General features: G+C 41.1%; 20 protein-coding genes and 1 pseudogene. 19 read left to right on the forward strand and 2 right to left on the reverse strand.

The genetic code is table 11. The features are described 5' to 3' along the window. The 15 genes and pseudogenes from H9631_RS10420 to H9631_RS10490 form a co-directional block, all read left to right on the forward strand. A pseudogene (locus tag H9631_RS10420) lies at window positions 1–159 on the forward strand (amino acid ABC transporter ATP-binding protein); the annotation flags it as partial. Window positions 160–190: 31 nt separating this feature from the next. Further along, window positions 191–1378, forward strand: coding sequence for a M24 family metallopeptidase (locus tag H9631_RS10425; protein ID WP_191812520.1), 1188 nt, complete (start codon window positions 191–193; stop codon window positions 1376–1378). Window positions 1379–1803: 425 nt separating this feature from the next. Beyond that, window positions 1804–2997 carry a M24 family metallopeptidase gene (locus tag H9631_RS10430; protein WP_191812522.1) on the forward strand — a complete coding sequence of 398 codons (1194 nt, stop codon included), beginning with the start codon at window positions 1804–1806 and terminating at the stop codon, window positions 2995–2997. 11 nt (window positions 2998–3008) lie between these two features. Then, window positions 3009–4016, forward strand: a complete 1008-nt coding sequence (locus H9631_RS10435) for a cyclodeaminase (RefSeq protein ID WP_191812524.1) — start codon at window positions 3009–3011, stop codon at window positions 4014–4016. A 24-nt stretch (window positions 4017–4040) separates the two neighbouring features. Then, on the forward strand, window positions 4041–5249 hold the full coding sequence (locus tag H9631_RS10440) for a M20 metallopeptidase family protein (RefSeq protein WP_191812526.1): 1209 nt from the start codon (window positions 4041–4043) through the stop codon (window positions 5247–5249). 19 nt (window positions 5250–5268) lie between these two features. Next, the gene (locus tag H9631_RS10445) at window positions 5269–6729 is read left to right on the forward strand and encodes an aldehyde dehydrogenase family protein (protein ID WP_404801732.1); all 1461 of its coding nucleotides are present in this window, start codon (window positions 5269–5271) and stop codon (window positions 6727–6729) included. 208 nt (window positions 6730–6937) lie between these two features. Further along, window positions 6938–8482: a BCCT family transporter gene (locus H9631_RS10450; protein WP_191812528.1), complete on the forward strand. Its 1545-nt coding sequence runs from the start codon at window positions 6938–6940 to the stop codon at window positions 8480–8482. 21 nt (window positions 8483–8503) lie between these two features. Further along, window positions 8504–9841 carry an aminotransferase family protein gene (locus tag H9631_RS10455; protein ID WP_191812529.1) on the forward strand — a complete coding sequence of 446 codons (1338 nt, stop codon included), beginning with the start codon at window positions 8504–8506 and terminating at the stop codon, window positions 9839–9841. Window positions 9842–10293: 452 nt separating this feature from the next. Beyond that, complete coding sequence (locus tag H9631_RS10460) at window positions 10294–10701, forward strand: acyl-CoA thioesterase (protein WP_191812531.1); 408 nt, start codon at window positions 10294–10296, stop codon at window positions 10699–10701. 290 nt (window positions 10702–10991) lie between these two features. Then, a complete protein-coding gene (locus H9631_RS10465; RefSeq protein WP_191812533.1) occupies window positions 10992–12173 on the forward strand; it encodes an acetyl-CoA C-acetyltransferase in 1182 nt (393 codons plus the stop codon). Between the two features lie 28 nt (window positions 12174–12201). After that, entirely contained in the window at window positions 12202–13782 is a 1581-nt protein-coding gene (locus tag H9631_RS10470) for a class I adenylate-forming enzyme family protein (RefSeq protein ID WP_191812535.1), read from the forward strand. A gap of 111 nt (window positions 13783–13893) precedes the next feature. After that, window positions 13894–14037, forward strand: coding sequence for a hypothetical protein (locus tag H9631_RS10475; protein WP_191812536.1), 144 nt, complete (start codon window positions 13894–13896; stop codon window positions 14035–14037). A gap of 188 nt (window positions 14038–14225) precedes the next feature. Beyond that, window positions 14226–16445 (forward strand): helix-turn-helix domain-containing protein, encoded by a 2220-nt coding sequence (locus H9631_RS10480; RefSeq protein ID WP_191812538.1) that lies wholly within the window; start codon window positions 14226–14228, stop codon window positions 16443–16445. Window positions 16446–16824: 379 nt separating this feature from the next. After that, window positions 16825–18054 (forward strand): FAD-dependent oxidoreductase, encoded by a 1230-nt coding sequence (locus tag H9631_RS10485; RefSeq protein WP_191812540.1) that lies wholly within the window; start codon window positions 16825–16827, stop codon window positions 18052–18054. A gap of 31 nt (window positions 18055–18085) precedes the next feature. Further along, window positions 18086–18637: a hypothetical protein gene (locus H9631_RS10490; RefSeq protein ID WP_191812542.1), complete on the forward strand. Its 552-nt coding sequence runs from the start codon at window positions 18086–18088 to the stop codon at window positions 18635–18637. Window positions 18638–19009: 372 nt separating this feature from the next. Here H9631_RS10490 and H9631_RS10495 read toward each other — a convergent pair whose 3' ends face one another. Continuing rightward, window positions 19010–19774, reverse strand: coding sequence for an IclR family transcriptional regulator (locus H9631_RS10495; protein ID WP_191812544.1), 765 nt, complete (start codon window positions 19772–19774; stop codon window positions 19010–19012). Continuing rightward, window positions 19771–20544, reverse strand: coding sequence for an IclR family transcriptional regulator (locus tag H9631_RS10500; RefSeq protein ID WP_191812546.1), 774 nt, complete (start codon window positions 20542–20544; stop codon window positions 19771–19773). Before H9631_RS10500 ends, H9631_RS10495 begins: the two co-directional genes overlap by 4 nt. Window positions 20545–20713: 169 nt before the next feature. Between H9631_RS10500 and H9631_RS10505 the strand changes: the two genes are divergently transcribed. The 4 genes from H9631_RS10505 to H9631_RS10520 all read left to right on the forward strand — a co-directional run bounded on the left by H9631_RS10505 (window position 20714) and on the right by H9631_RS10520 (window position 26815). Then, entirely contained in the window at window positions 20714–22894 is a 2181-nt protein-coding gene (locus tag H9631_RS10505; protein ID WP_191812548.1) for a helix-turn-helix domain-containing protein, read from the forward strand. A gap of 124 nt (window positions 22895–23018) precedes the next feature. Then, window positions 23019–23876, forward strand: coding sequence for a 3-hydroxyacyl-CoA dehydrogenase family protein (locus tag H9631_RS10510; RefSeq protein ID WP_191812550.1), 858 nt, complete (start codon window positions 23019–23021; stop codon window positions 23874–23876). 203 nt (window positions 23877–24079) lie between these two features. Further along, on the forward strand, window positions 24080–24859 hold the full coding sequence (locus H9631_RS10515) for an enoyl-CoA hydratase/isomerase family protein (protein WP_191812552.1): 780 nt from the start codon (window positions 24080–24082) through the stop codon (window positions 24857–24859). A gap of 252 nt (window positions 24860–25111) precedes the next feature. After that, on the forward strand, window positions 25112–26815 hold the full coding sequence (locus H9631_RS10520; protein WP_191812554.1) for an acyl-CoA dehydrogenase family protein: 1704 nt from the start codon (window positions 25112–25114) through the stop codon (window positions 26813–26815). Window positions 26816–26836 lie beyond the last annotated feature (21 nt).

Consider the following 26836-nt stretch of genomic DNA (forward strand, 5'->3'; position numbering starts at 1 on the left):
GTAACACATGAAATGGACTTTGCCCGAGAAATCTCTGATCGTGTCGTCTTCATCGACAAGGGGAAGATCGTGGAGCAGGGGCCACCAGAGCAGATATTGGAAAATCCGAAGACGGAGAGACTGAATACATTTTTAAAGCGATTTAGGAACGGATATTAAATTAAAATAAGTTACGAAAGAAGGGATTGATTTGTTATCGTTTAATATTATGGAGTATAGGGAAAGGCTTGAAAAAACAAAGCAGCGCATGGTCGCGGAAGGTATTGATGTTCTGCTTGTGACAGACCCAGCAAACATGAGTTACTTGACGGGCTATAACGCATGGTCCTTTTATGTTCATCAACTGCTTGCAGTTATTCTTGAGGAAGAACAGCCTTTTTGGATTGGGCGAGGACAGGACGCCAGTGCAGCAAAACACACTTCATGGCTTGACGATACACACATAATTCCTTATGACGATGATTATGTGCAATCAACAAGCAAGCATCCGATGGATTTTGTCAGGGATTTTTTAAAGGAAAAAAAGCAGGATAAACGTACAATCGGTGTGGAAATGGATGCCTATTATTTTACGGCAAGAAATTATGTTCAATTGACAAGAGGTTTGCCGGACGCGGTTCTAAAAGATACAACGAATTTGGTTAACTGGGTCCGCATCATCAAATCTGATCAGGAAATTGAATATATTAAACGAGCAGCTAAAATTGCTGAAAAAGCAATGGGCGCAGCTGTGGACTCTATTAATGATGGGGTGCGCCAATGCGATGTTGTTGCCTCCATATCACATGCCCAGATCAGTGGTACTGAAGATTTTGGAGGAGATTACCCGTCGATTGTTCCGCTTTTGCCGACTGGTGAGAAAACATCTGCCTGCCATTTGACGTGGACGGATGAAGCTTTTAAAGATGGCGATCCGGTCATCGTTGAACTGGCCGGATGCTATAAACGATATCATTCTCCACTTGCCAGGACTGTTGTAGTCGGCAAACCAACCGACCAGTTGCAGTATATTGCAGCTGTTGTCGTAGAAGGGCTAAACGCTGCATTGGATGCGGTAAAACCAGGTATAACGTGTGAGGAAGTGGAGCTGTTTTGGCGCAAATCTATAGAGAAAAGCGGAATTAAAAAGGAATCACGGCTCGGTTACTCCATTGGGCTCAATTATCCACCAGATTGGGGAGAGCATACAGCCAGCCTCAGGCCGAGCGATTACACCATTTTAAAACCAAATATGACATTTCACCTGATTCCTGGAATTTGGTTGGATCATGTTGGGATAGAAATCAGTGAATCCTTCAGGGTGACAGAAAACGGATGTGAGGTACTGGCTGACTTTCCAAGAGAACTGTTGATCCAGCCAAACATAAGACTTGCATAGGGCATGGTAAGGTACAAAAAATGAAGAGCAAGTGTTCACATGGATACATGGAACGCTTGTTTTTTCGTATCTTGGGAAAGTTTGTATGTCACTAATCAAAGCGTCTCCGCTTTTTTATTATCTGATTGCAGGTGCCTGAGTTTGCTTTGGTCAAGGTGATAAAGTCAACTTCACCATCGTGCCCTTTGACGCACAGGATGTGCTAATGCAGGCGAAGTCGCAGCCGACAGACAGGAAGCCCTGGTGTGGTCGCGACCACGGAATCTGGCGTTTTAAATTTGTCAGTCCTAGTCGCCTTCTACCTTTTATTTTCAATTTGTATAAAATGGTCCATTTAAATTTCATACAAATTTGAAGATGTTTTAATAATATTCATTTAATATAATGTATTTAAAATTATGAGCATTTGCAAAGGAGGCTTCTATATGTTGCCATTCAGCTATGAAGAATACCAATACAGGCTGGAACAGACGAAGAAGAAAATGTTGGAGAAAGGTATCGAGGTATTGCTCATCACGAACCCAGCGAATATGAACTACTTAACAGGGTACAACGGCTGGTCCTTTTATGTTGATCAACTGCTTGTTGTCATCATTGATGAAGAACAGCCGATCTGGATTGGCAGGCATATGGATGCCAACGGCGCAAGAGCTACAACTTGGCTGTTTGATGAACGCATCATCCCTTATCCTGAATCCTATGTGCATTCGGAAAAGCACCCTATGGAATTCGTAGCGGATATTTTACATGAAGTTGGACAATCAAGCCGCAGGATAGGGCTTGAAATGGAGTCTTACTATTTCTCGGCTCTTGCTTATGAAAAGTTGAAACAAAATCTTCCAAATACGGTATTCATAGATGCCAGTTTACTGGTGAACTATGTTCGGCTGATCAAGTCGGACCAAGAGATTGAATATATTAAACGAGCTGCAAAAATTGTTGAAATTGGCATGGATGCAGCAATTCAAAACATAGCGGCAGGTGTCCGTGAGTGTGATGTGGTTGCAGAAATCTACAAAAATCTTGTTTCTGGAACGCCGGAATTCGGCGGTGATTATCCATCGATTGTTCCGATGCTTCCATCAGGGGAAAACACTTCAACGCCGCATTTAACATGGACGGACAGACAGTACAAATACGGAGAAATGGTCATTATTGAATTGGCTGGCTGCCATCAGCGTTATCATTCTCCTTTGGCACGAACGGTTTCTATCGGCCAGCCGAGTGAAGAGTCTTATCATATTTCACAAATTGTTGTTGAAGGTTTAAATACAGCACTTGAAGCGGCTAAACCGGGAGTTACCTGTGAAGAAATCGAGAGTGCTTGGAATAATGTTATTAAAAAATATGGAATCGAAAAAGAATCTCGTCTCGGATATTCGATGGGCTTAAACTATCCTCCGGATTGGGGTGAGCATACAGCAAGCATCAGGCGCGGAGACTTGACAGTACTTGAGCCTAACATGACTTTTCATATGATCCCGGGCCTTTGGTTTGATGATTATGGAATAGAAATTAGCGAATCATTCCGTGTAACGGAAACCGGCTGCGAAGTATTAGCGGATTATAGAAGAGAATTAATAATTAAGGAAGATTTGGATTTAACTATTATTAGCTAGGAGGTGGGGAAGTGTATATTTTTACAGAATCAGAGATTAAACAAATGATTGCACTTGATAAGCATATTATTCCTATTATTGAGGATGCGTTTACTCAGTTGGCTGTAAAGGATGTTATCATGCCCCCGATCATGAGGGTTGATGTAAAAGAAAGCAATGGGGAGGTCGATGTCAAAACGGCTTATATTCCTGGTAAAGACATGTTTGCCCTAAAGGTTTCTACTGGTTTTTTTAATAATTACAAGTTGAGTCTCCCCAGTGCGAACGGGTTGATGATGCTAATCAGCACTGTCACTGGTGAGCCGAAAGCGCTGTTCTTGGATAATGGCTATTTGACCGAGATTCGAACGGCAGCCGCTGGTGCTATTGCAGCAAAACATATGGCGAAGGAAAAAGTTCAAACGGTTGGCATCATTGGAACAGGTGCACAGGCTAGATATCAATTGAAAGCGCTGAAATTGGTCCGTAACTTCGAAAAAGTATTGGTTTACGGACGTACACCTGACAATGCCAAAAAACTGTTGGCGGATGTGAAAGACAAACTGGATGCCCACATTCAAATTGCCGAAGAGGCGGAAACCGTTGTTCGCAATAGTGATATTGTAGTGACAACTACACCTGCCACTGAACCCTTGATCAAAGCAGATTGGCTCCATCCAGGCCTTCATATTACGGCCATGGGTTCCGACGCGGAAGAAAAGCAGGAACTTGAAGCGGATGTGCTAAAAAAGGCAGATCGCTTTGTCTGCGACACGAGAGCACAATGTGCAAGACTTGGTGAACTGCACCATTCTATTGAACAAGGTTTTATTTCAGAAGATGCATCCATCATAGAATTAGGAGAAGTGACTTCTGGTAAAAAAGCAGGCAGAGTATGTGAGCAGGAAATCACCGTTTGTGATTTGACGGGAACTGGAGTCCAAGATACAGCGATTGCTCTGCAGGCATTTAAACTTTTAACAGAAAAAGAGGGAATCGGTTTACAGATAGATAACAAGAAGTCTTTTCATTTTACTTGAGCAGCAGGGGACGGGGGTTAAAACATGATTACGGATAAAAAGACAATCATTGAAGAAGCTCAGGCGATTGCAAATCAATTAAGTGAATGGCGTCGTCATCTTCATCAATACCCTGAATTGAGTTTTAAAGAATATGAGACGGGGAAATTCGTTATCAGTAAATTGAAAGAGTTTGGGAATATCGCTGTTCAGACAAACGTTGCTAAAACCGGTGTTGTTGGCATGCTTTCTTCGGGAGACGGACCGACCATCGCTATCCGTGCTGACATGGACGCATTACCTATTGTCGAGCAGAGCGAACATAACTTTCGATCGAAAAGAGAGGGTGTGATGCATGCTTGCGGACATGACGCCCATACGACGATTTTGCTCGGCATCGCCAAGATTTTTTCCGATAGATTCAGAGAAGGAACATTATCGGGCACTGTGAAATTTTTATTCCAGCCTGCAGAAGAAGATACGGATGAGGAAGGCTTGTCAGGTGCTCCTAGGATGATCCAGGAAGGGGCCCTGGATGAGGTGGAAAAAGTGATCGCTCTTCATGTCTGTCCCTGGCAGCCTGTCGGTGTAATTCAGGTCAATGACGGATACAGCATGGCAAATGTTGATGTATTCCATGCGAAAATCATCGGGGAAGGGGGACATGGCGGTTATCCGTACATGACAAAAGATCCGATTTGGATGCTCGGTTTTGTTTTACAGGCATTTTATGGCCTAGTTTCAAGGAGAATGTCTCCGCTTGATACAGTAGCAGCCAGCATTGGGAAAATAAGTACTGGAACGGCAAGTAACATCATTCCTGAAGAAGTATCCATCACTGGCACACTTCGGACGTATTCTCCTGAAGCGAGGGAGCAATTGATCAAGGAAGTAGAAAACATCTTTAAAATAACTGAATCATTTGGCGGAAGCTCCACTTTTAAGGTTGAAACGGGTGAACCAGCATTAAAAAACGACCCTGCTGTTAATACGGTATTAGTTCAAGCAGCAAAGGATTTGTATCCGGAATTAAAGGTGGTAAGAGAACCTTTTGGAATGGGTGGAGAAGACTTTGGTTATATGACGCAAAAAGTTCCAGGGGCCATGTTTTTCTTAGGCTGTTCGCTTGGAGACGGAAAAAAACGGGATCTTCATACCAATATCTTTGATATTGATGAACGCTGCCTGGAAATGGGGGTTTCTATTTTAGCTGAAACAGCAATGCGTTTTCTGGCTGAAAAAGATAGTTCATAAAAACATCTTGAAAGGCGTGATGACCTTGTCTACAAAAGTGAAGGGCAGAGAAATGTACCTTGCAGGTAAGTGGGTCGGGAGCAATCGAACGACGGAGGTTCTTAACCCTCAGGATAATTCGCTTATTACAACAGTTCCTGCTGCTACGGAAGAAGATATGCTGTTTGCGATAGAGGAAGCGAAAAAAGGAGCGAAAATAGCCGCAAACACGCCTGTTCATCTCAGAATGAGCATTATCAATAAGGCGGCAGACTATATTGAAGAGAGAAGTGAAACATACGCGGTGACTATCTCTCAAGAAGGAAGCAAGACGATAAAAGAAGCAAGAAATGAGGTGAAACGTTGTATTCAGACGCTAAGACTCAGCGCGGAAGAAGCGAGACGGATCAGCGGTGAAACAATTCCATTCGATCAATCTGAAAACGGCGAAAACCGGGTTGGATATTTTTACCGTTTCCCAATCGGAATCATCGGGGCCATCACTCCGTTCAACGATCCATTGAACCTTGTCGCCCATAAAATCGGTCCAGCCATTGCTTCGGGAAATGCGATTATCGTCAAGCCAGCAACAATGACACCGCTAAGTGCTCTTTTGCTGGCAAAAGCTTTCGATTATGCAGGACTTCCTGAAAAAATTCTATCTGTTGTAACAGGGAGAGGTAGAGATATAGGTGATGTGCTTGTCACTCATCCGAATGTCCGGATGATATCTTTTACAGGTGGCTTGGAAGTGGGCGAAAGCATTGCACACAAAGCCGGATTGAAAAAACTAAGCATGGAACTCGGGTCCAATTCTCCCGCCATAGTTTTAAAAGATGCCAATATTAGAGAAGCGGTTGATGCATGCGTATCTGGAGCGTATTCTGCAGCGGGGCAAAACTGTATTGGCGTCCAAAGAATTCTCATTGAAGAAGAAGTCTATGACGATTTCAAATCTTCCTTTCTTCAAAAGACGGCGCTATACAAATTTGGGGACAAAAGCCTCGAGACAACGGACATGGGTCCTTTGATCAATGAGAAAGAAGCTATCAGGATTGAGGCATGGGTGAATGAAGCGGTTGACATGGGCGCAGAGCTTTTAGTGGGGGGAAAAAGAGAGGGGGCGTTCTATTCTCCGACTGTGTTGGAAGATGTTCCGGATGCCTGCACAATCGCCCGTGAGGAGATTTTTGGACCTGTTGTATTGTTATATTCAGTCATGGATTTACAATCGGCTATTGAAAGATCAAACGATGTTAACTTTGGACTTCACGCTGGTATTTTTACGAAGGATATTGAAAAAGCATTTTCCGCTATTCATCAGCTCAATGTCGGAGGCATTATGATCAATGACAGCGGTGATTACCGGATTGACGGCATGCCGTTTGGCGGCGTTAAAGGTTCCGGATTAGGCCGAGAAGGCATCAAATTCGCCATACAGGATATGACTGAACCGAAAGTTGTCAGCTTTAAACTTCAGCATGTCGGAACCCAGATATAGATATTTAACTCCATTCAGCAGAAGTCTCCCACTGCTATAAGTGGTGAGAAGCATATTGCTATTCCATTCAGTGAGGTTTCTAGCCCCGGCAAAATAAAGTTAAAGCCTCCGGCAGATGCCACAGATTTTCAGAGGGAATTTATCGAGCGAGCTCGATAAATTCTGGGCGCCAAGGCGTATTCGATATTAACCGAGCAGGGAGCATCCTATGAAGAAAAGAACAAAGCCAAGTTTTATGAATAGTACCTTTTGGATTTCAGCCATCATCGTTTTTTTAGCGGTCCTTTGGGGGGCGGTAGACCCGGTAGGCCTGTCGAAGGCGGCAAATGCTGCATATGAATTCACAACGAATACTTTTGGATGGTTTTACCTGTTAGCCGTATTGTTTATTGTCGTATTTCTGGTTGGATTGGCTCTTAGTAAATATGGCAGCTTGCAGCTTGGAAAAGATGATGAAAAACCGAAGTACTCCTTCTACACATGGATTGGCATGCTGTTCAGCACTGGATTTGGTGCAGGACTTGTTTTTTGGGGAGTTGCCGAGCCAATGAGCCATTTTGTTAATAGTCCGTTAAGTGTTGAATCCAAGACACCGGAGGCAGCTAGGATTGCTATGCAGTATTCGTTTTTTAACTGGGGTGTACATCAATGGTCCGTGTTCACCATTGTCGGTTTAGTGTTGGCCTATTTCCAGTTCAGGAAAGGCGAGAAAGCGGAAATTAGTACCACATTGAACCCGTTGATCGGGAAAAAAGGCAAAAACGGAATTCGGAAAACGATCAATATACTGGCTGTCATTGCAACGGTGATGGGGGTTGCTACTTCACTGGGCATGGGGATTTTGCAAATCAACGGCGGGCTGAACTATTTATTTTCAATCCCGCAAAATACCCCGAATCTCTTGATTACCACCGCTATTTTACTGGTAATGTATCTTACTTCAGCGGTCACTGGACTGGATAGAGGAATCAAAATTCTAAGCATATTAAACCTAAGCATGGCACTGGGATTGGTTGTTATCGTCCTGCTATTAGGGCCGACTAGATTTATACTTGAAAGTTTTACATTAGGAATCGGCGACTATATCCAGAACTTTTTCGGCATGAGCTTGGCATTGTCGCCCTACCAAGGAAGCATTTGGACGAAAGAATGGACGATTGCCTACTGGGCATGGGTCATTGCCTGGTCTCCATTTGTTGGTGCATTCATCGCAAGGATTTCGCAGGGAAGAACCATCAGGGAATTTATTTTCGGCGTATTGATTGTTCCTCCGTTGATAGCGACGATGTGGATCGGAGTTTTTGGAGGCACTGCAATTCATATGGATCTTTTCCAAGGCGGCAATATTGCGGATGCCGTTCAAGCTGACGTGACAAGTGCTTTGTTTGCCACATTTGGAAACTTCCCGATGAGTACGGTTCTTTCCATTATCTTTATTTTGCTCATTGTCACATTTTTGGTAACCTCGGCGGATTCGGCCACCTTTATTTTAGGAATGATGACTTCAAACGGTGATTTGAATCCATCGACTTTAGTAAAAGTGATCTGGGGTGTGCTCATGTCTGCGATTGTAGCCGTTTTAATCATCAGTAGTGGTCTTCAAGGGTTGCAGACAGCATCACTCGTTACGGCACTTCCATTTACTGTAATATTGCTACTTATTACCTACTCCTTGATCAAAACAATCAAGGAAGACCACAACCCAAGAATCACATCAGTGCCTGAGTTTGTGAGAAAAAGAAAGGCTCAATAAATTTTATAGGAGGAATACTACATGGCTATGCGAATTGAGAATGATGCACAAATGAAATTCGAGGAACTTGCTGAACTAGATAAAAAGCACTTTTTACATCCGTCCACTTCTATTAAACAGCATATGGCTAATGGACCAGGGTTTATTTTTACTGAAGGAGAAGGAATTTATTTAAAAGATGTCAGGGGACGAAAGTTGATTGATAGTTTATCTTCCCTTTGGAATGTGAATATTGGTCATGGAAGATCGGAGCTGGGCCAAGCGGCGGCCGATCAAATAACTAAACTTGCTTTCAGCTCAACATTCGCAGGGAACAGCCACGAACCTGTCATCGAACTGGCGAAGAAAGTGTCGGAATGGACGCCCGGAGATCTGAATACGACCTTCTTTACATCCGGCGGGTCAGAATCAAACGATACCGCCTTTAAAGCGGTCCGTCATTACTGGAAAGTGAAGGGACAGCCGAATAAAACGAAAATTATTTCTCGCAGCCTTTCTTATCACGGAGTTGCGATGGGAGCGACGAGCGCGACAGGAATTGAACCGTTCCGAGAGTTCACCACCTCTTTGGCACAGGGATTTTTATATGTCGACTCATCCACCGGATCGTTGAAAGCTTTGATTGAAAAAGAAGGTGCAGAAAATATCGCTGCGTTCATTTCTGAGCCGATTCAAGGATCAGGAGGCGTCAACTTTCCGCCAGAAGGCTATTTTAAAGAAGTCCGTCAAATCTGTGACGAAAACGATATTTTGTTCATTGCGGATGAAGTTATTTGTGGATTTGGAAGAACAGGCGAGAAATTCGGAATGGGTTTGTTTGGAGTCGTTCCGGACATCATCTGCATGGCAAAAGGAATATCCAGCGGCTATGCGCCGATTGGCGGAATGGTTATTTCCGACAAAATCAAAAACGAGTTGATGGAAAACTACGATGGTAACTTCTGGCATGGCTACACATACAGCGGGCATCCAATGTGCTGTGCGGTTGCATTAAAGAACCTGGAGATCATTGAAAATGAGAACATGGTCGACAATGTCCGTAATATGGGAGAAGAACTGCAAAAAGGGCTTAAATATCTTGAAGAGAAACACGGAAACATGGGGAACCGCAGGGGAGTGGGGTTGCTGGGAGCCATTGAATTCTTTAAAGAATTAGAAGCGGGAGAAAGGTATGCAGAGCCAGTTTCTGCAAAAGTGGTGGCAAAGGCGCTTGACCGTGGGCTCCTAGGTAGAAGTATCATTTATGGCGGCCAGGATACATTGGCATTCGCTCCTCCGTTCTGCATTACTAAACAAGAAGTTGGAACGATGATTTCTATAATTGATGACTCCGTAGCTGAAGTAAAGAAAGGTTTATAAGATAAAATCCGCTGCCGAATTTTACTTCGGCAGCGGATTTTGTTTTGGCTAGATCTTGTAATACTGAAAGTGGAAAGTAAAACCGAAGTAACGAACAGAAAGCCTTAAAATGAGAGCAGCAAATCGTGAAAGTTATCCTATAAGCGAAGGACGTATGGAAACTATTAGAAAGCACACCTTTAGAACAAGTTCCGAGCTCAAAGACTAGCGTCTCCCTTTATCAAAATTCAACTTGTGTTTTTCCTGTATTCCTGAAAAGGTCCTCGTCTCTATTTTGTTAAATAACTGATTTTCTCAGCCCCTTTGGTCAATATATAGACCGTTGCACATTTATTTGTCTGTCGTCAATTAAACGTAGAATTAAATAATTGTGAAAAATAGAACTTTTTAGTAGTATGAGTATATTGGTGAAATAAGGAAGAGATATCGTATTGGGAAGGGTGACATGTAGATTGAAGAATGTATATTCAATAAAAGTAGTTTTCGGAGACACTGATGCAGCAGGAATCGTTTTTTATCCAAATTTTTATCGATGGATGGATCAAGCTACACATGAGCTAGTAAATAAAGCGTATATGTCAGTTTCGCAGTTACAAAAAGAAAAGGATATTATTCTTCCATTGGTAGAAACATTTTGCCAGTTTAAGAGTCCTTTGTTTTTTGAAGACCAAGTTGAAGTTCACTCACAAGTTGTAGAAATGAAAAACAAGGTGATAAAAGTGGAGCATGTGTTTAAAAAAGGAGACAACATTGTGGCTTCGGGCTATGAAATAAGAGCATGGGCTTCCCAAGCAGAGGGTGCTCCAAAAGCTGTTTCCATTCCGCAAGATGCGAGGGCAGCGTTAGGGTTTAATGAATGAAGAATCAGATTGTATAAAATATCCGGGGATTTCAGGAAAATCCTCCGGATATTTTTATGCGTCAATAGATCGTCCCTTAAAACAGTAGCCTCCATTTTTAGCTGTGCTCCTTACCTATCCTCAATTTCGTGGAAATGTAACCGCTTAATTACTTAAATTCAAGGTACAAATTCCGGAAAAATAGTGATAACATATTTTTGAATAGTCGGAATTTAAGGAAATTAAAAAGACTAATAGTTTTGGGCGATGAATAATTAATGTAACAATCAATTAGAGAATAGGTGGAGCTAATGATAAGTAAGGAAGTTGTTGTACTTGATGGAGCACGAACTGCATTTGCAGAGTTTTGCGGACCCTTCCGTGAGATTACAGCGATTGATCTAGCAGCAGAAACAGCGCGAGAAGCAATGAAGCGATCAGGAGTGAAGGCTGAAGAAGTTGACCAGATTGTGATGGGGAATGTAATTCAATCCAGTTCTGATGCCATTTATATGGGGAGACATGTTGGGTTGAAAGCAGGTATCCCTGAACATGTACCAGGTCTTACAGTCAATCGGCTTTGTGGTTCTGGGCTGCAGGCTATTGTAAATGTAGCACAATCAATCCAGTTGGGTGAGGTGAATATTGGAATTGCTGGCGGAGCTGAAAATATGAGCCAGGTGCCCCATGTTATTCGTGGAGCACGCTGGGGACTGAGATTAGGGCAAACAACTATGGAAGACTATCTTTGGGAGGCATTGTACGACCCTTTTGGAAAATGCTCCATGGCGATGACGGCAGAAAACTTAGCCGAAAAATATGAAATTACCCGCGATGAAATTGATGAATTTGCCTTAAGAAGCCATAACCTGGCATTGAAGGCGAAAGATAGTGGTAGATTTGCAGAAGAAATCGTTCCAATCAAAGTAAAAACCCGAAAGGGAGAGCAGATCGTCAATCAAGATGAGCATCCGCGCGAAACAACAAAGAAGGATTTATCTGAGCTTCCCGCCCGATTTAAAGAAGGCGGTGTGGTAACTGCTGGAAATGCAAGTGGGATTAATGATGGGGCGGCATCCTTGGTTGTTGCTTCATCCAAATATGCCGAACGTCAGCATTTAAAGCCACTGGCCCGACTTGTCTCATGGGGCATCGTTGGGGTGGAGCCAAAATATATGGGGATCGGTCCAGTTCCAGCAATTCTTCAAGCACTAGAAAAAGCAAATATGAACATAGGGGATCTAGACTTAATAGAAATTAATGAAGCATTTGGTGCACAATATTTAGCCTGTCAAAAAGAATTGGGCTTTGACCCAGCAATCGGAAATGTGAATGGCGGTGCAATCGCTCTTGGACACCCGCTTGGCGCAAGTGGAGCCAGAATCAGTCTCTCTTTGCTATCTGAGCTGAAAAAAAGAAATAAAAGATTCGGAGCTTCCGCATTATGTATTGGAGGAGGCCAAGGGATTGCGGCCATTTGGGAGTCACTCTAATCATCTAATGGAAAGGAGATTCTTAAACATGAATGAAAAATCGGGTCACTTATCCGTTTCTGAATTACTTGAAAGAGCTTATCAGACAGCCCCGGGGCATGAAGTATTATTTGATGGCTATAGCAGAATGTCTTACACAGATCTCAGAGAACAATCTTATTCTCTGGCGGCTTCTCTCCAAGAAATGGGAATTAAAAAAGGTGATAAAATTGCTGTTTGCTTACCAAACTGGAACGAGTTCGTTGTCATCTATTTTGCAGTTGCCCATATGGGGGCGGTGATCGTTCCTTTTAATATCCGTTATCGTATAAATGAGGTGGAATATATCTTAAGAAACTCTGAAGCAAAAGCTGCATTCTTAACGAATGAGTTTGATGGGGTCAACCATCTTGAACAGTTTACAAATGCTTACCAAAGCGTGGATACACTTAAAGAATTAATAACCGTTAGGCACTCGACGGACGCATTTGTAAGCTATGAACAACTTGTGCAAAAGAGAGAAACCCGCTTCGCATCTTCTATCATCGATCCGAAAGAAGATGTTTTTTCTATCCTGTATACTTCGGGTTCAACAGGCCCGCCAAAGGGGGCTATGCTCACCCATGCAAATGTAGTGGATACTGCCATTATTACTGCTGAACAAATGGAATGTACTGCCGAAGATGTATTTTTTGTAGCAGTTCCTGTTTTCCATGTATTCGGGATGGTACCAAGTATTCTCAGTGCAATATCTGTTGGTGCCCGCATGGTACTGCTGGATCATTATAAAGCTAAAAAATCGCTGGAATTAATTGAGTCTGAAAAAATAACAGTAAAACATGGCGTACCAACGATGTTTATTCTTGAATTAAATCATGAAGATTTTTCAAATTATGATTTATCCTCTCTTAGAACTGGGATTATAGCTGCTGCCCCGTGTCCCGTTGAAATAGTAAAACGAATCCGGCATACAATGGGCTGTGAAATAATGGTCGCCTATGGATTGAGCGAAACATCGCCAACGCTTACGATGACGAGCTTTGAAGATAGTGATCTTGTACGTGCGGAAACAGTTGGAAAAGCACTTCCGGGAGCAGAAATAAAGATAGTCGATGATAATCGAAATGAAGTGATGAACGGAGAAGTAGGTGAAATTGCCTGCCGGAGCTTCGGAGTCATGAAAGGGTACTGTCATATGCTTGAACAAACGGAAGAAGCGCTGGATGAATCCGGCTGGTTTTACACTGGTGATTTAGGAACAATCGACCCAGAAGGCAATCTCCGTATAGTCGGCAGAAAAAAAGAAATGATTATCCGGGGTGGTTACAATATTTATCCAAGGGAAGTGGAAGAAGTATTTTATAAACATCCTGATGTCCAGGAAGTAGCTGTTGTTGGTCTGCCAGACACTGTGCTCGGTGAAATAACTTGCGTATGCATTAAATTGAAAGCGAATTCAAAAGTGAGTGAACAAGAATTGCTTCAGTTTATCAAAAATGAAATCTCAGATTATAAAATACCAGATAAAATTATTATAGTAGATGAGTTTCCAATGACAGCCAGCGGAAAGATTAGGAAAAATTCATTGCAAGAACAGCTAACTGAAAGCTTACAGGAAGAACTTAGGTGACTATAAGTATAAGTCCATATGTGTTATGAAAGAGAAGTGCTTATAATCATTTGCAGTCAAAATCAGAGTCGAAGTTGCTCCATTTCACGTCATTCAGCAGAAGTCTACCGCATGAGAAGGAAGCATAGCGGTATTCCACTCAGTGGGGATTCAAAGCTGGCGGATGCCACAAATGATCAGAGAAAATTTATCGTGTTGGGTGCGATAAAATCATGGCATATAGATGTATATCAAAACCCACATAGCTTGAAGTAAAACCATTCCCACACTATACCTGGCTGATAAGAAGCAAGGAAAGGGAGGATGAATTGTTCATTAAACAGAAGAACTATTTATGCTCCATTTTCAAGAAGGATATGTTCCCTTCAGGTGAATCAAAGACGAATAAACATGAAATTTTTTCAGGCACTGGGTGATCTGAAAAAATAAGGAGTCGTTTTGAAATGAAAGTCGGTGGAAGTAAAAAAAAGCTAAAAGAAAAGATTGAAATGCATCTTCGGAGTGCGACAAGAAAGCTGATTACATTTGATACAGTTCAAGAAACGTTAAATTATTTGCTCGAATCTTTTTACAATGAATATACATGTGACGTTGTAGCCATTCTTTTAAAAGAGGATGGCCAGCTTGTGCCTAAAGTTTGGAAGGGCGGGAATTTTAATATCGATCAAATTATGAATCTCTCGCTAAAAGTTTGTTCTCCTGATTTGCTTGAGTATGCACTGTGGGGATCAGCAAAAGAAGAAGGACTCGAAACATGTGCTTTTGCTGACGGATTAAAGAGCGAAAATATTGCTACTTGGTTTACGGTTCCACTGAAGCAAAGCGAAAAAACAGGTTATGGCTTGTGCGTGATCGGTTTTTACGATCTTGTTCCGTTGATTATTGAAGCTGAACAAAATTTTACAGAATTTGGTCATGATGTGGCTGTTGCAATTGAATTAGCCCAGGAAAAAGAAGAACAGAAGAGGAAGATTAAAGGAATTGAGTGGATTAAAGAAAACACTTTTACTGGTTCTTCCATTGAATCGGTTATTGGCAAGGTAGTGGAACGTGCCATTAAGGGAACCAAAGCGCAGGGTGCTTGTATCTATCTATATGATGAAACAAATAGATGTTTTACACTTACTCCTCCCATTCATGGAACGATTAAGCTAGAGGAAAAGATATTTATCCATTCTGTTGGGATCTTTGACCATTACTTTCCTTCCGTGGAAAGTTCCGGGGAGCATGAATTGACGGTCCCGTTGCTGGCTAATTTAAAAACGGTGGGGATGCTATATGTCTGTCATAAAGAGGGACACTTTTTTACAAATGAGGATTTAAAGTTTTTGAAATTTGTTTCCACATTTGTCTCCATTCAGATTGAGAATGCCAGACTATATCAATTTGAATATGAAAGCAAACGAAGGCTCGAAAAAATATTAAACTATCATCAAGAACTGGTGAAAAAAACTGTTGAAGGACAGGATCTTGAGCTTATTACTTCAGTTGCCGGTTCGACACTCGGGATGTCCATCCTGTTATATGATCGATTTTTAAAACCGATCACATCATATGTCCAAGAAGACAAAAAGCACCTATCCAAGTTATACGATAACAAGATTCTCTCAAGAAAACCACAGATTACACAGTTACTTTCAAAAGAATTATGGATAGAAGAGGATCAAATAACATTTTCAATTTGGCCGATTAAAAGTGGAAGAGATGTGCTCGGTTATTTAGTCCTTTTCTTGGAGAAAGAGGAAATGGACCGGGTTCTCCACTTTACGATTGACTATACGATAAATGTTTATGCCATTGAGTTTATTAAACAAAAGCTCATTATCGATGCAAGGGAACAGGAGAAAGAAAGTTTTGTTAACCAGCTATTTGCTGATCCAATCGATGACCAAGAAAAGGTTATTACTTATGCCACGCTGATTAATTGGAATATATCCGAAAGCCACCGAGTGGCGGTGCTTTCTATGGAAATCAATGAAGTGCAAGAAGATTTGATCGCGGTTGAGGGATATAAGACATGGCTTTGGGATCAGATTAAGACAGAGCTGGCACAGAATTATCCTTACATGATTTATACGCGTAAAGGCGATGAATTTATTTTAATCGTAAAAGAAACAGAGGAAAGGAAGTCACCTGTCCATTATTGGAGAGACGTATACATACAAATGAAACGAACTGTCCAAAAAGAAAATGAAAGAGTTCAAATATACTTGGGTATTGGTGATTTCACAAGGACAATAAAAGACTATTATTATAGTTACATAAAGGCTGCGAAAGCAAAGAATATCGTGAGCCATCATCCGGCAAAAGAGGGCTATGCTTTTTATGATGATTTGGGCTCGTATACGATTTTAAATAATTCTAGTGATCCATTGGCGGCAGAACTCTTTATCAAAAAACACCTGGCTCCGCTCATACAATATTCCAAAAACAATGTCGATCTATTTCTGACCCTTCAGGTATATTTGCAGCATAACGGTAATTACCGGGAAGCCTCAGACGAATTATTCATCCATCGGAGTACACTTGAATATCGGATTGAACGAATAGAAGACCTTTTAAATATTAACTTGAGTAATGCGGATATCCGGTTTGAATTAATGATGGCGTATAAATTATATAGTTTATACGATTTTAACCGAAGTGAGTTTTGTGAAGTTTAACTACATTCAGCAGAAGCCTCTAGTGGAGGCTAATGGTTTTCAGAGGAAATGTATAGAACTTGATAAATTCCGGGTGCAAATACGCCAAGGTATATTGGATAAAAGTACATTGTCAAAAGTGTTTTGAGTACTTCATGCGAGAATTCTCCTAATGAGGGATAATCGCTTTTTTTATTTTCTAATCGCTTCATGGTTCAGTAGAGTTTTAAAAAGTTCATGATTGCTTCATAGAACAGACTTTCTCCTTTCTTCATTTTAAAATGAATTTAAATACATGAGTTCCACATAGAAGAACGATCGAGTTTTTTCTTTATATACATCAACTTATAATAGAGCTATCAAACGCTTTCATTTTTAAATAAAAGGAGTGCTGCTTATTATGAGTACCACAAAAAAATATGATGTAATCGTTGTGGGATCCGGACCAGTTGGACTAACCGCAGGGCTGGCTCTCCAAAAAAAAGGAATATCTTGCGTCGTGATTGAAGCTAACCCGAAAGATCATCCAAGGGCAGGGAGCCGGGCAATTTACCTTCATAGTGCAACCTTGAAGTTGCTTGAGGAGACATCTAAAGGACTTGGTTTTGAATTGGCAAGAAATGGAGTTATTTGGCCAATTAAACGAACGCTTTATCGGGGAAAAGAAGTATACGTTCGAAACTATGGGATTACAGATAATCAGAATTCGAATAAATTGCCTCATTTTACTTCACTGCACCAACATAAAATTGAAAAATATCTCTATCAAGCTTGTATCGATGCAGGAGTTAAGTTTGTTTGGGGGGAGCCTGTAGAAAAAGTAGATATTCAAGAAGACGGTATGACCGTGACAACATCTGCTGGAAACAAGTGGGAGGCAGGCTATGTAATCGGGTGTGATGGAGCCCGTTCGGTGGTGAGAGAGCAAGCTGGTTTAAAGTTAGAAGGACCGCGGACGCATGATACTTTCCTTGTTGTCGACTTGGAAGAAGATGAAAACGACCCACTTCCAAATGAGAGGGTATTCCACTATCAGCATCCTGCCATGGGCTTTCGCAATGTCATGCACGTTCCGTTCAAAGGCGGGTGGAGAGTAGACTTGCAGCTGTTAAAAGATGACGATGTAGAAGAGTTTACGAGTTTGGAAGGTGTGAAAAGTTGGATTCCGAAAGTGATGGATCCGAAATATGCGGAAAGGATTACTTGGGTTTCCAGTTATCGTTTTCACCAAGTGGTGGCCAACTCATTTACTGATGAACATTGTCGTGTGCTCCTAGCTGGTGAAGCAGCGCATTTATTTGCTCCATTTGGTGCCCGTGGATTAAATTCCGGCGTTCCTGATGCTGTGATTGCTGTCCGGGGAATTGAAAAAGCACTTAAGTCTGTAAATGAGGAAGCAAGAAAAGAGGCGATATCATCAGCGGCAACTGAAAGGAAAATAGCGGCAAAATGGAATCGTGACGCTTCAACGACAGCTTTGCATCACTTGCAGGGGGATTCTCGGGAGATGAATATGAAGCGTGAACTTGCGGCCTCGCTCGTCTCAATTGTCCCAAGACTAGGTCGATGGCTCGATGAAGGCCCATACGGACCAAAATTTGGTCCTCCTGAGTTAACAACAAAATACTAAATCTCTTGCTTAGCAAAAGGAGGTTGAAAAAATGGCTGTTACGATGAATCAAGATCAGCTTGGATTGAAGAATCAGTCGATCGACGACTTGGCAGATAGACTCTCAAAGATCAATTGGTATGAAAAGGCAGGTAAGAAAGATGCCGAGGCAGAACAAACATTTAGGAGCTTCATGCAAAAATTAAACGTAGGCAATTATGAGCTCAAATGGATATCAAAAGAAGAAGCGGCAGATACAATCTGTAAGCTGAACTTTGAAGACAGCGAGCTTTGGGAATCGCTAAGTGTGCTCCCTGACATGTTAAAGAAGAAAGTGGATGAATTGGATCAGAATCAACTATTGGAAAAAGCTGTTGACACTATTCCTGAATTTGTATTTCATCTAGCTTTTGAGAAAGCTATTCAAATATTTCATGAGGAAAAGGTAGTCAGCTTTTTAGTTGGCCATGCCATGTATATCGCTGTATTAGCCGCAACAGCTGAAATGGCTGGTGAAAAAGAGCTGCTTGCCCCATTGCTAGAACTTCTTGAATCTGGACATGTCCCGCTTGGGCCAGAAAAAAATACAGTCTACTTATTATAGAAAAAAGTTCCAGTTACGGTAGTTAGATCATCAGGAAGTGAAGAGCGAAGTTACATTGACAATGGTGTGGTTGTTTCACTTGAAACCTATTCTAAAGATGAACGGCTTTAGAATAGGTTTTTATCATGAGTAGAGAAAGCGTAACTTGTTATGGGAAATTTAATCCAAAAGAAGGTTTTTCTTTGTCCAGATCTAGCGCCTATCGACTAGCGGACTTCGTTCAGTCAACATCACAGTCACCGAAGAGACAGGACGTCGCGTCCTAAGCCTGTCGTGCCAGCGGTTCGAGGCCATAAGCCAAGCTACAGAAGGCGAACTACGCCATCTTCACCGCTCGTGCTTTCTTATTACCCATTTTTCGGACATAGGCTATTATGATGAATAATGCCCAAGATATTCAGATATTTTACTTGCTGCTTTTTTTATCTCTTCTATCAACATGCCTTGTTTGCTGCCTGCTATTCTGCCGGTATGTCCAATCACTGATAGAGAAGATACGACCTTCCCTGTATAGTCTCGGATAGGAGCCGCTATGCTTGTGTAGTTTTCGTAGTAAGTATTTTCCAAAAGGCAGTAATCGTTTTTTCGAATATCAGCCATTAAAGAAAGCAGATCGCTTCGCTCGGTTAAGGTATATGGAGTAAAAGGATATAATTCCGCTTGTAAGAGTTGTGTGATTGTGCTTTCATCTTGAAAAGCCAAAATACAAAGGCCTTCGCTAGTACAATGAATTGGATTTTTCCTCCCTATTTGTGTCAGCAGACGATCAGGGTGTCGGCTTTCAACACGAAATAAATAAACAACCTCCAAATTTTCCATTAAGCAAATATGAGCAGATTCATCTAGAGCTTCTGAGAGCCTTTTAACAATAGGAAGAGCCTCTTTATATAATTCATGGTGGCTAAAAATAACCCCACCAAGACTTAAGATAGCCAGTCCTAAACGATAATGTGTCGTCCGCGGATTTCTGCTGAGGAAGCCTTCTTCTACTAAAGTGGCGATGGTGCGATGGGTGCTGCTCTTTGGAACATTGGATAGACGGACAATGTCTGTAAAACTTAGCTCTTTTTGTTTTTGAGAAAACAAACGAAGAATCCGCAAAGCATTGGTTACGGATGATAATGTGGAACCCTTCATTTCATATCCCTTCTTTTTCTAAGTTTAATCATGTCCGTCAGCTTTTCCGATGATTTCTTGAGCAGTTCGATGTATTTAGCTTGTACTCTTGGTGAAGAAACTCTCTTGGAGAAGGCTGTAATGCTAAGAGCGGCAATGGTCTGTCCTGATTTTCCATAAACAGGAACACCGATACCAGTAATGTTATTTCTATATTGCTGGTCACAAATAGCGAATCCATCTTTCCGTACTTTGTCTAATCTCTTTAAAAAAGCTAAAGGTGATATAATTGTATTTTTCGCATGTACTTGTAATTCATGAGAAGCGAGCTTTGCAGCATCAGGATGAAACGCTAGGATTGCTTGTCCGGCACTTGTACAAAAAGCGGGTTTTCGGCTGCCGTGATGAATGTAGTCAACAGATGAATAAATTCCATCCAACGTTTTTAAATATACAACTTCTGTTCCTTCTAAGATCGACAAATGAGCATTCTCTCCAGTTGTTTCAACAAGCATGTTTAAAATCGGGAGGGCCTCATTGGAAATAGGAATTTGCGAGTGTACTATATTTGCCAAAGACAGGATGGAAGAGCCTAGACTGTACAGATTTGAATGAGGGTCCTTATATACAAATCCTTCCGAAGCAAGGGAAGATAGAAGGCGGTAGCTTGTGCTTTTAGCAATGTCGAGCTTCCGTGATATTTCGGTTACACTCATCTCTGGTTGATCCAAGGAAAAAAGTTTTAACACATAGAGAGCATTTTCCAGCGAGGTTCTTTTTTGTTCGTGCACCATTTTCTCACCTGTTTAAAATACTTTAGATTTATTTGAAATAATAGGAATCTTATATTCATTTTAAGGGGACAGACATAATCGGTCAAACCCTCTATTAGTGAATCTTCTTTTTATGTGGTGCGCATGTTGTTATGATAATAGAAAGCAGGAGAGGAGAGTTGGAACAATGGCAAATGCCCAAAGGGAAACGGTTGTCAGAAAAGTTGAACAACATTTGCGTAAGATGTCGCGCCAGTTGATTAAAATCGATACAGAGGGACAGGCACTTCAGTATTTGAGTGATTCTTTTCGGAATAAACTATATTGCGACTTCGTTGGTGTGGTGTTTCTTGAAGAAGAGATGTATGTTCCAAAAACATGGAGCGGTAATGTTTCTGAAGTGAGAGATGCATTTCCCATGCCTATAGATCAATGCTCCAATCAATTGCTTGAACATAGTTTGACTGATAAAGAGGCTCGCTCAATGGCCAGTGAATGTCATCTTTTCTCTTTGTTGAAAAAAACAGGTGTGAAAACATGGTTTACGGTACCGATTAAGGATGAACTTCATACGTTTGGTTTTTGCATGATTGGATTTTTGAGCTATGTTCCTCTTTTGGAAATGAGGAAGCATTTTGATGAGTTTGGTCAAGATGTCGCTTTAGCTATTACGATGACAAGAAATCGGAAAATGCAGTTGAAAGAAATAGAAGGAATAGAATGGATTACAAAAAATTTATCCATCGATTCGCCATTTGAGGAAAGGGTCGAAGAGATCACAACGCGTGCTGGCAAAGGGACAGATGCCGAATTTGCTTGTATCTACCTATATAATGATCTGGATAATTGCTTTATTTTCCAGCCGCCTGCATACGGACAAATGAAAAATATAAAACAAATGAAAGTCCAACATAACTATTTTTTAAAAGAACATTTCCCCTACCTGGAAAAAATAGGCGGAATGCAATTAACAATCCCGATATCTATGGATTTAAAAACGATCGGAGTTCTTCACGTTGAAAAGAAAAAGTCCGGGGTATTCAGCGAAGAAGATTTGCACGTACTTCGACTGATCAGTAATCATATAGCCACTATTTTGGAAAATGCTCGGCTTTACAATAAGGAAAAGGAAAATCGTAACCGCTTGCATTTTTTACTTGAATACCAGCAAGCATTAGTTAAAGAAACAGTAAAGCATGAAGGTTTTGACGGGATTACCTCGATGCTTGGTGAATTATTTAAAGAAGCAATCGTTCTCTTTGACCGTTTTATGCATCCTTTATCGTTTTCGATCGAGGAGAATAAGGAAAGTCTCATTCTCCAATTGCGTGCTGAAGCTGAAAAAATGAAAAGAAGAAAAAATCCATATATCGTCTTGAAGGAGTATGGACAGGCATATTCCATTTGGCCAATTAGCGGAGGCGACGATGTTTTGGGGTATTTAGCTGTACGGATGTCAGGGGATGAATTGGATGATTATGACCAAATCATGATAGAAATGGCCCGAAATATTTGTTCCATTCAATTCATAAAACAAAAATTGGTGCTGGACGCAACAGAACAGGCTAAAGAAAACTTTATTAATAAGCTGCTTGTTGAAACGGTCGAGAATAAAGAGAGTATTCTCCAGTACGCCAATTTGTTCATGTGGGATTTATTTAAACCCCACAGGGTAGCGTTGTTATCCATTACACTGAAAGATGATGAGATTGAAGGGTGCAATTTGTTGGAACAGCAAGCAAAAAAATCAGTCGTATGGAATTACATTAGAGTATTAGCAGTCGAAAAAAATAAAGAAATTTTAGCTGCTACATTTAAAGATCAATATGTTCTCATTGTACCAGCTAATAAAGGGATGCAGGATTTCTGGCCAAGATTTTACACGAATATAAAAAAAGCGGTCAAAAGGAGCGGCATTAACTCTCATGTATGCATCGGAATCGGTGGAAAAGCAGACAATATCCCGGTTTATTATGTCAGCAGCGAGCATGCAAGGCAGGCATTAAATATTGTTCAAAGTAGATTTAGAGATAAGGGATATGCTTTTTTTGAAGAACTGGGTTCATACACGATTTTGCATCACCTTGAACATACAAAGGCTATTCATTTATTTATGGAGAATCAGCTTGGGCCGCTAGAAAAATATTCTGAAGGAAAGAATATGGACCTTATACATACTCTTAGAGTGTATTTGGTCAATAACGGAAATGCGAAAGGAACAGCTGAAGACTTGTATATTCATAGAAGTTCCTTATTATATCGGCTGGAAAAAATTGAATCTATATTAGATGTTGATTTAAATGATCCTGAAGTAAGGTTTAACTTAATGATGGCATTCAAATTGTATGATATGCGAGGACAGCTGTGAACGGGCTGTCTTTTTTAGATGGTTTTGACGGGAATCTCGATTTATTTTCCTACACTATGTAGGTGCAATCTGATGATTTCTCCTCTTATAATATAATTAAAGGATTTATAGAGGAGATGTGCATATGAGTATTCAAACAATTGGAGTGGTAGGGGCTGGCTCTATGGGAGCGGGGATTGCGAACTTGGCCGCTATGAATGGTTTTGACGTAATTTTGCGAGATATTGAAGATCGTTTCTTAGATGGAGCTTTATCTCGGATTGACAGATTTATGTCAAAAAGTGTTGAGCGCGGGAAGTTAACGGAAGAACAAAAACAAGCGGCACTTTCTCATATTAAAACGACGAAAAGCCTGGAAGATTTAAAAGAAGCTGATGTTGTGATTGAGGCTGTTATTGAAGATATGGAATTGAAAAAAGAAGTTTTCTCACAGTTGGATGAAATTGTGGGAGAAGAAGTTATTTTGGCAACAAATACTTCGTCGATGTCAATTACCGAAATTGCTTCCGCAACAAAACGCCCGGAACGAGTGGCAGGCATGCACTTTTTTAATCCAGCACAGCTTATGAAGCTTGTGGAGGTGGTTCGGGGATATGGCACAAGCGATGAAACGGTCGAGAAATTGAAAGCGTTGTCTGGCCGTTTAAATAAGGAAGTAGTAGAGGTCAAAAAAGACTCACCTGGATTTATCGTTAACCGAATTATGATCCCGCAGTTTATAGAAGCGATTCGTCTGTTGGAAGAAGGTGTGGCTACCGCAGAAGACATTGATAAGGCTGTGAAATTTGGACTGAACTATCCGATGGGACCGTTTGAGCTCCAGGATTATGCGGGAGTTGATATCGGTTTTTATGTAATGGAATATTTCGAGAAGGAATTCAATGATGCCCGATTTGCACCACCACTTTTAATGAAACAAATGATGAGGGCAGGAAGACATGGTAAGAAAACGGGAGCAGGGTTCTATAACTACGATAATTAACTTCATGCAGCAGAGGTTTCCTACTTCTGTAAGTGGTGAGATGAATGAATATTGATATTCCATTCAGTGAGGGTTCAAACCCTGGCCGAATAAAGTTAAAGCCTTTGGCGGATGCCACAGATTTTCAGAGGAAATTCATTGAGCAATGCTCGATAAAATCTGGGTGCAAATACGCCTAGGTGCATTTGATTGGAGGAAAAACGATGAATTATGAATTTTTAATCAGTGAGATAGAAGACAATACAGCTATTATTACGATTAACCGCCCACCGGTTAATCCGCTCAACTCACAGGTATTCAAAGAGCTTTCAGATGTATTTCGGGAACTTGATGAAGATGATCGAGTAAAGGCAATCATTTTGACAGGAAGCGGGGAAAAAGCATTCGTTGCGGGAGCAGATATTAATGAAATGGCTGGATTGGACCTTGTAAGTATTAATAAAATGAACAAGGTGTCCAGAAATGTTTATACGCAAATTGAGAACTCTACCAAGCCTGTTATTGCTGCAATTAACGGTTTGGCTCTTGGCGGCGGTTTTGAACTGACTCTGGCTTGTGACTTACGTATTTGCTCAGAAAAAGCAAAATTTGCTTTTCCAGAGGTCGGATTGGGGATCATTCCTGGAGGGGGAGGAACTCAACGACTTCAAAAAATAGTAGGCCAAGGAATAGCGAAAGAGCTTCTATATTTTGGAGAGATGTTTGATGCTTTTCGTGCTCAGGAATTGCACATTGTAAACAAAGTTGTACCTGTTAATGAAGTATTATCCGCTGCGAAGGAATGGGCATCCAAGCTTACACAGAAGCCTCCAATCGCATTGCAAATGATGAAAATTGCTGTGAATGCAGGAAGCAACACGGATATCGAAACAGGATTAACAATCGAAAACTCTTGTTTTGGCAATGCTTTTTCAACAGAAGACCGTAAAGAAGGCTTGACGGCATTTGTAGAAAAAAGAAAGCCTGTGTATTCAGGAAGATAGGCTATGTAACAAAAGAAGTATCGGGATCTCAGAGATACTTCTTTTTTAACAGATAAAGAAAGTATAAAATTAGATGAAATATTTTGTTCGGATTAAGATTTTATATGTCTAGCTACAGGCACCATCGGCTCGAGGTCACAAGTCAAATTGCTGTGGTGACTGAGGAACTGCCTCCTCGCAATTCGCCTTGTGCTTGTCGCCGATAGACGGGCGCCTTTCGCTTTTCTTAATAGATTTTGAGGAGTTGAGGGAATGGCAACAAAAAATGTGAGGGCGAAGAATTTTTTGACTGAAACGATCCATTCTAATGATATTTTTACCCCGGAAGATTTTTCGGATGAACATCAAATGATTGCGGATATGACAGAGAAGTTCGTGATGAACGAGGTCATGCCGGCCCTTTCAAAAATAGAAAACCAGGAATTTGATGAAACAATTCGTTTGATCAAAGAAACGGGGGCACTTGGCTTGATAGGCGCTGATATCCCTGAAGAAGATGGCGGATTAGATCTGGGAAAAGTCAGCGGGGCTATTATTGGAGAGAAAATGGCACTAGGACGTTCCTTTTCAATTACGTTTGGAGGACAAACCGGGATAGGTGCGTTGCCGATTGCTTATTTTGGAAGCCAAGCTCAAAAAGAAAAATATTTGCCTGACTTGCTTTCAGGAAATAAAATTGCTGCCTATGCACTGACAGAACCGTCAGCAGGTACGGATGCATTGGGCTTAAAAACAACGGCTATCCTAGCGGATGATAGAAAGCATTACATATTAAATGGAGAGAAGCAATGGATTACCAATTCGGCTTTCGCCGACGTGTTTATTGTCTATGCGAAAGTAGACAGCAAACAAATAACCGCCTTTATTGTTGAAAAAAAATCTGAAGGACTGTCAACAAGCCTCGAGGAGAACAAAATGGGTTTAAAAGGGTCCTCTACACGTTCGCTTATTTTAGATCAGGTAAAAGTACCGGTAGAAAATGTCATTGGTGAAATTGGAAGAGGGCATATCATTGCATTTAACGTATTAAATATTGGCCGTTATAAAATTTCCGCTTCAGCGCTTGGTTCGTCGAAAAGATCATTGGAGCTCGCGGTTAAATATGCAAATGAACGAAAGCAATTCGGGCGGCCAATCTCAAGTTTTAATTTAATCAAACAAAAGCTGGCTGATATGACCATCAAAACGTACGCCAATGAAAGTGCTGTATACAGAACAGCAGGGGCGATGCAAGATGGATTCGAGGAAATGAAAGAATCAGGTAAGGAATATGGAAAAACGATTGCCCGCTTTGCCGTCGAATGCTCCATTAATAAGGTGATGTCTACAGAAGCACTAGACTTTGTAGTTGATGAAGCCGTTCAAATTCATGGCGGATATGGCTATATGGCTGAATATGAAATAGAGGCCATCTATCGCGATTCTCGGATAAACCGGATATTTGAAGGGACAAATGAAATTAATCGAATGATTATTGCATCCACAATATTAAAGAATGGAAAGCAACAACTGGAAAATAACCAGGTAAGCGATGGACCTTTACAACGGGAAAAACAAACGCTTCAGCTTATGAAAGAATACTTGGATTCAACTGTTCAGGCTATTCACCAGGCAGGCTTTGACGATTTGAATGAGGAACAGGAAGTAGCTGCTTTTTTGGCTGATCTTGCTATCGCCATTTATGTGAGCGAAAGTGCTGTTCTTCGTGCAGATAAGTTGCTCACGAAATATGGGGATGATCGCAGCGCGCAAATCCTAGATTGCACAAAAGTATATGTTCATGAAACAGCTCAATGGTGTGCAATCAAAGGTTTGAATATTCTCAACCACTTAAACAATCATGATTCGTTTTCCCAGACCATCGGACGTCTGATCAGCAGCAGCCCGGATAATATGGTTGAAATCAAGCGGCGAATTGCAGAACGAGTCATTACAGCGGAACGATATACGCTCTAATTATATGAAAGAGGTGTTAAG

Origin of the sequence: Bacillus norwichensis (assembly GCF_014836955.1) — a bacterium.
GTDB lineage: Bacteria > Bacillota > Bacilli > Bacillales > Bacillaceae_C > Siminovitchia > Siminovitchia norwichensis.

Bases quoted from the DNA above. Each gene is read 5' to 3' on its own strand.
- H9631_RS10430 (WP_191812522.1), top strand. From the start codon at position 1,804: ATGTTGCCATTCAGCTATGAAGAATACCAATACAGGCTGGAACAGACG.
- H9631_RS10440 (WP_191812526.1), top strand. From the start codon at position 4,041: ATGATTACGGATAAAAAGACAATCATTGAAGAAGCTCAGGCGATTGCA.
- H9631_RS10445 (WP_404801732.1), top strand. From the start codon at position 5,269: ATGACCTTGTCTACAAAAGTGAAGGGCAGAGAAATGTACCTTGCAGGT.
- H9631_RS10450 (WP_191812528.1), top strand. From the start codon at position 6,938: ATGAAGAAAAGAACAAAGCCAAGTTTTATGAATAGTACCTTTTGGATT.
- H9631_RS10455 (WP_191812529.1), top strand. From the start codon at position 8,504: ATGGCTATGCGAATTGAGAATGATGCACAAATGAAATTCGAGGAACTT.
- H9631_RS10465 (WP_191812533.1), top strand. From the start codon at position 10,992: ATGATAAGTAAGGAAGTTGTTGTACTTGATGGAGCACGAACTGCATTT.
- H9631_RS10470 (WP_191812535.1), top strand. From the start codon at position 12,202: ATGAATGAAAAATCGGGTCACTTATCCGTTTCTGAATTACTTGAAAGA.
- H9631_RS10475 (WP_191812536.1), top strand. From the start codon at position 13,894: ATGAGAAGGAAGCATAGCGGTATTCCACTCAGTGGGGATTCAAAGCTG.
- H9631_RS10480 (WP_191812538.1), top strand. From the start codon at position 14,226: ATGAAAGTCGGTGGAAGTAAAAAAAAGCTAAAAGAAAAGATTGAAATG.
- H9631_RS10485 (WP_191812540.1), top strand. From the start codon at position 16,825: ATGAGTACCACAAAAAAATATGATGTAATCGTTGTGGGATCCGGACCA.
- H9631_RS10490 (WP_191812542.1), top strand. From the start codon at position 18,086: ATGGCTGTTACGATGAATCAAGATCAGCTTGGATTGAAGAATCAGTCG.
- H9631_RS10495 (WP_191812544.1), bottom strand. From the start codon at position 19,774: ATGAAGGGTTCCACATTATCATCCGTAACCAATGCTTTGCGGATTCTT.
- H9631_RS10505 (WP_191812548.1), top strand. From the start codon at position 20,714: ATGGCAAATGCCCAAAGGGAAACGGTTGTCAGAAAAGTTGAACAACAT.
- H9631_RS10510 (WP_191812550.1), top strand. From the start codon at position 23,019: ATGAGTATTCAAACAATTGGAGTGGTAGGGGCTGGCTCTATGGGAGCG.
- H9631_RS10515 (WP_191812552.1), top strand. From the start codon at position 24,080: ATGAATTATGAATTTTTAATCAGTGAGATAGAAGACAATACAGCTATT.
- H9631_RS10520 (WP_191812554.1), top strand. From the start codon at position 25,112: ATGGCAACAAAAAATGTGAGGGCGAAGAATTTTTTGACTGAAACGATC.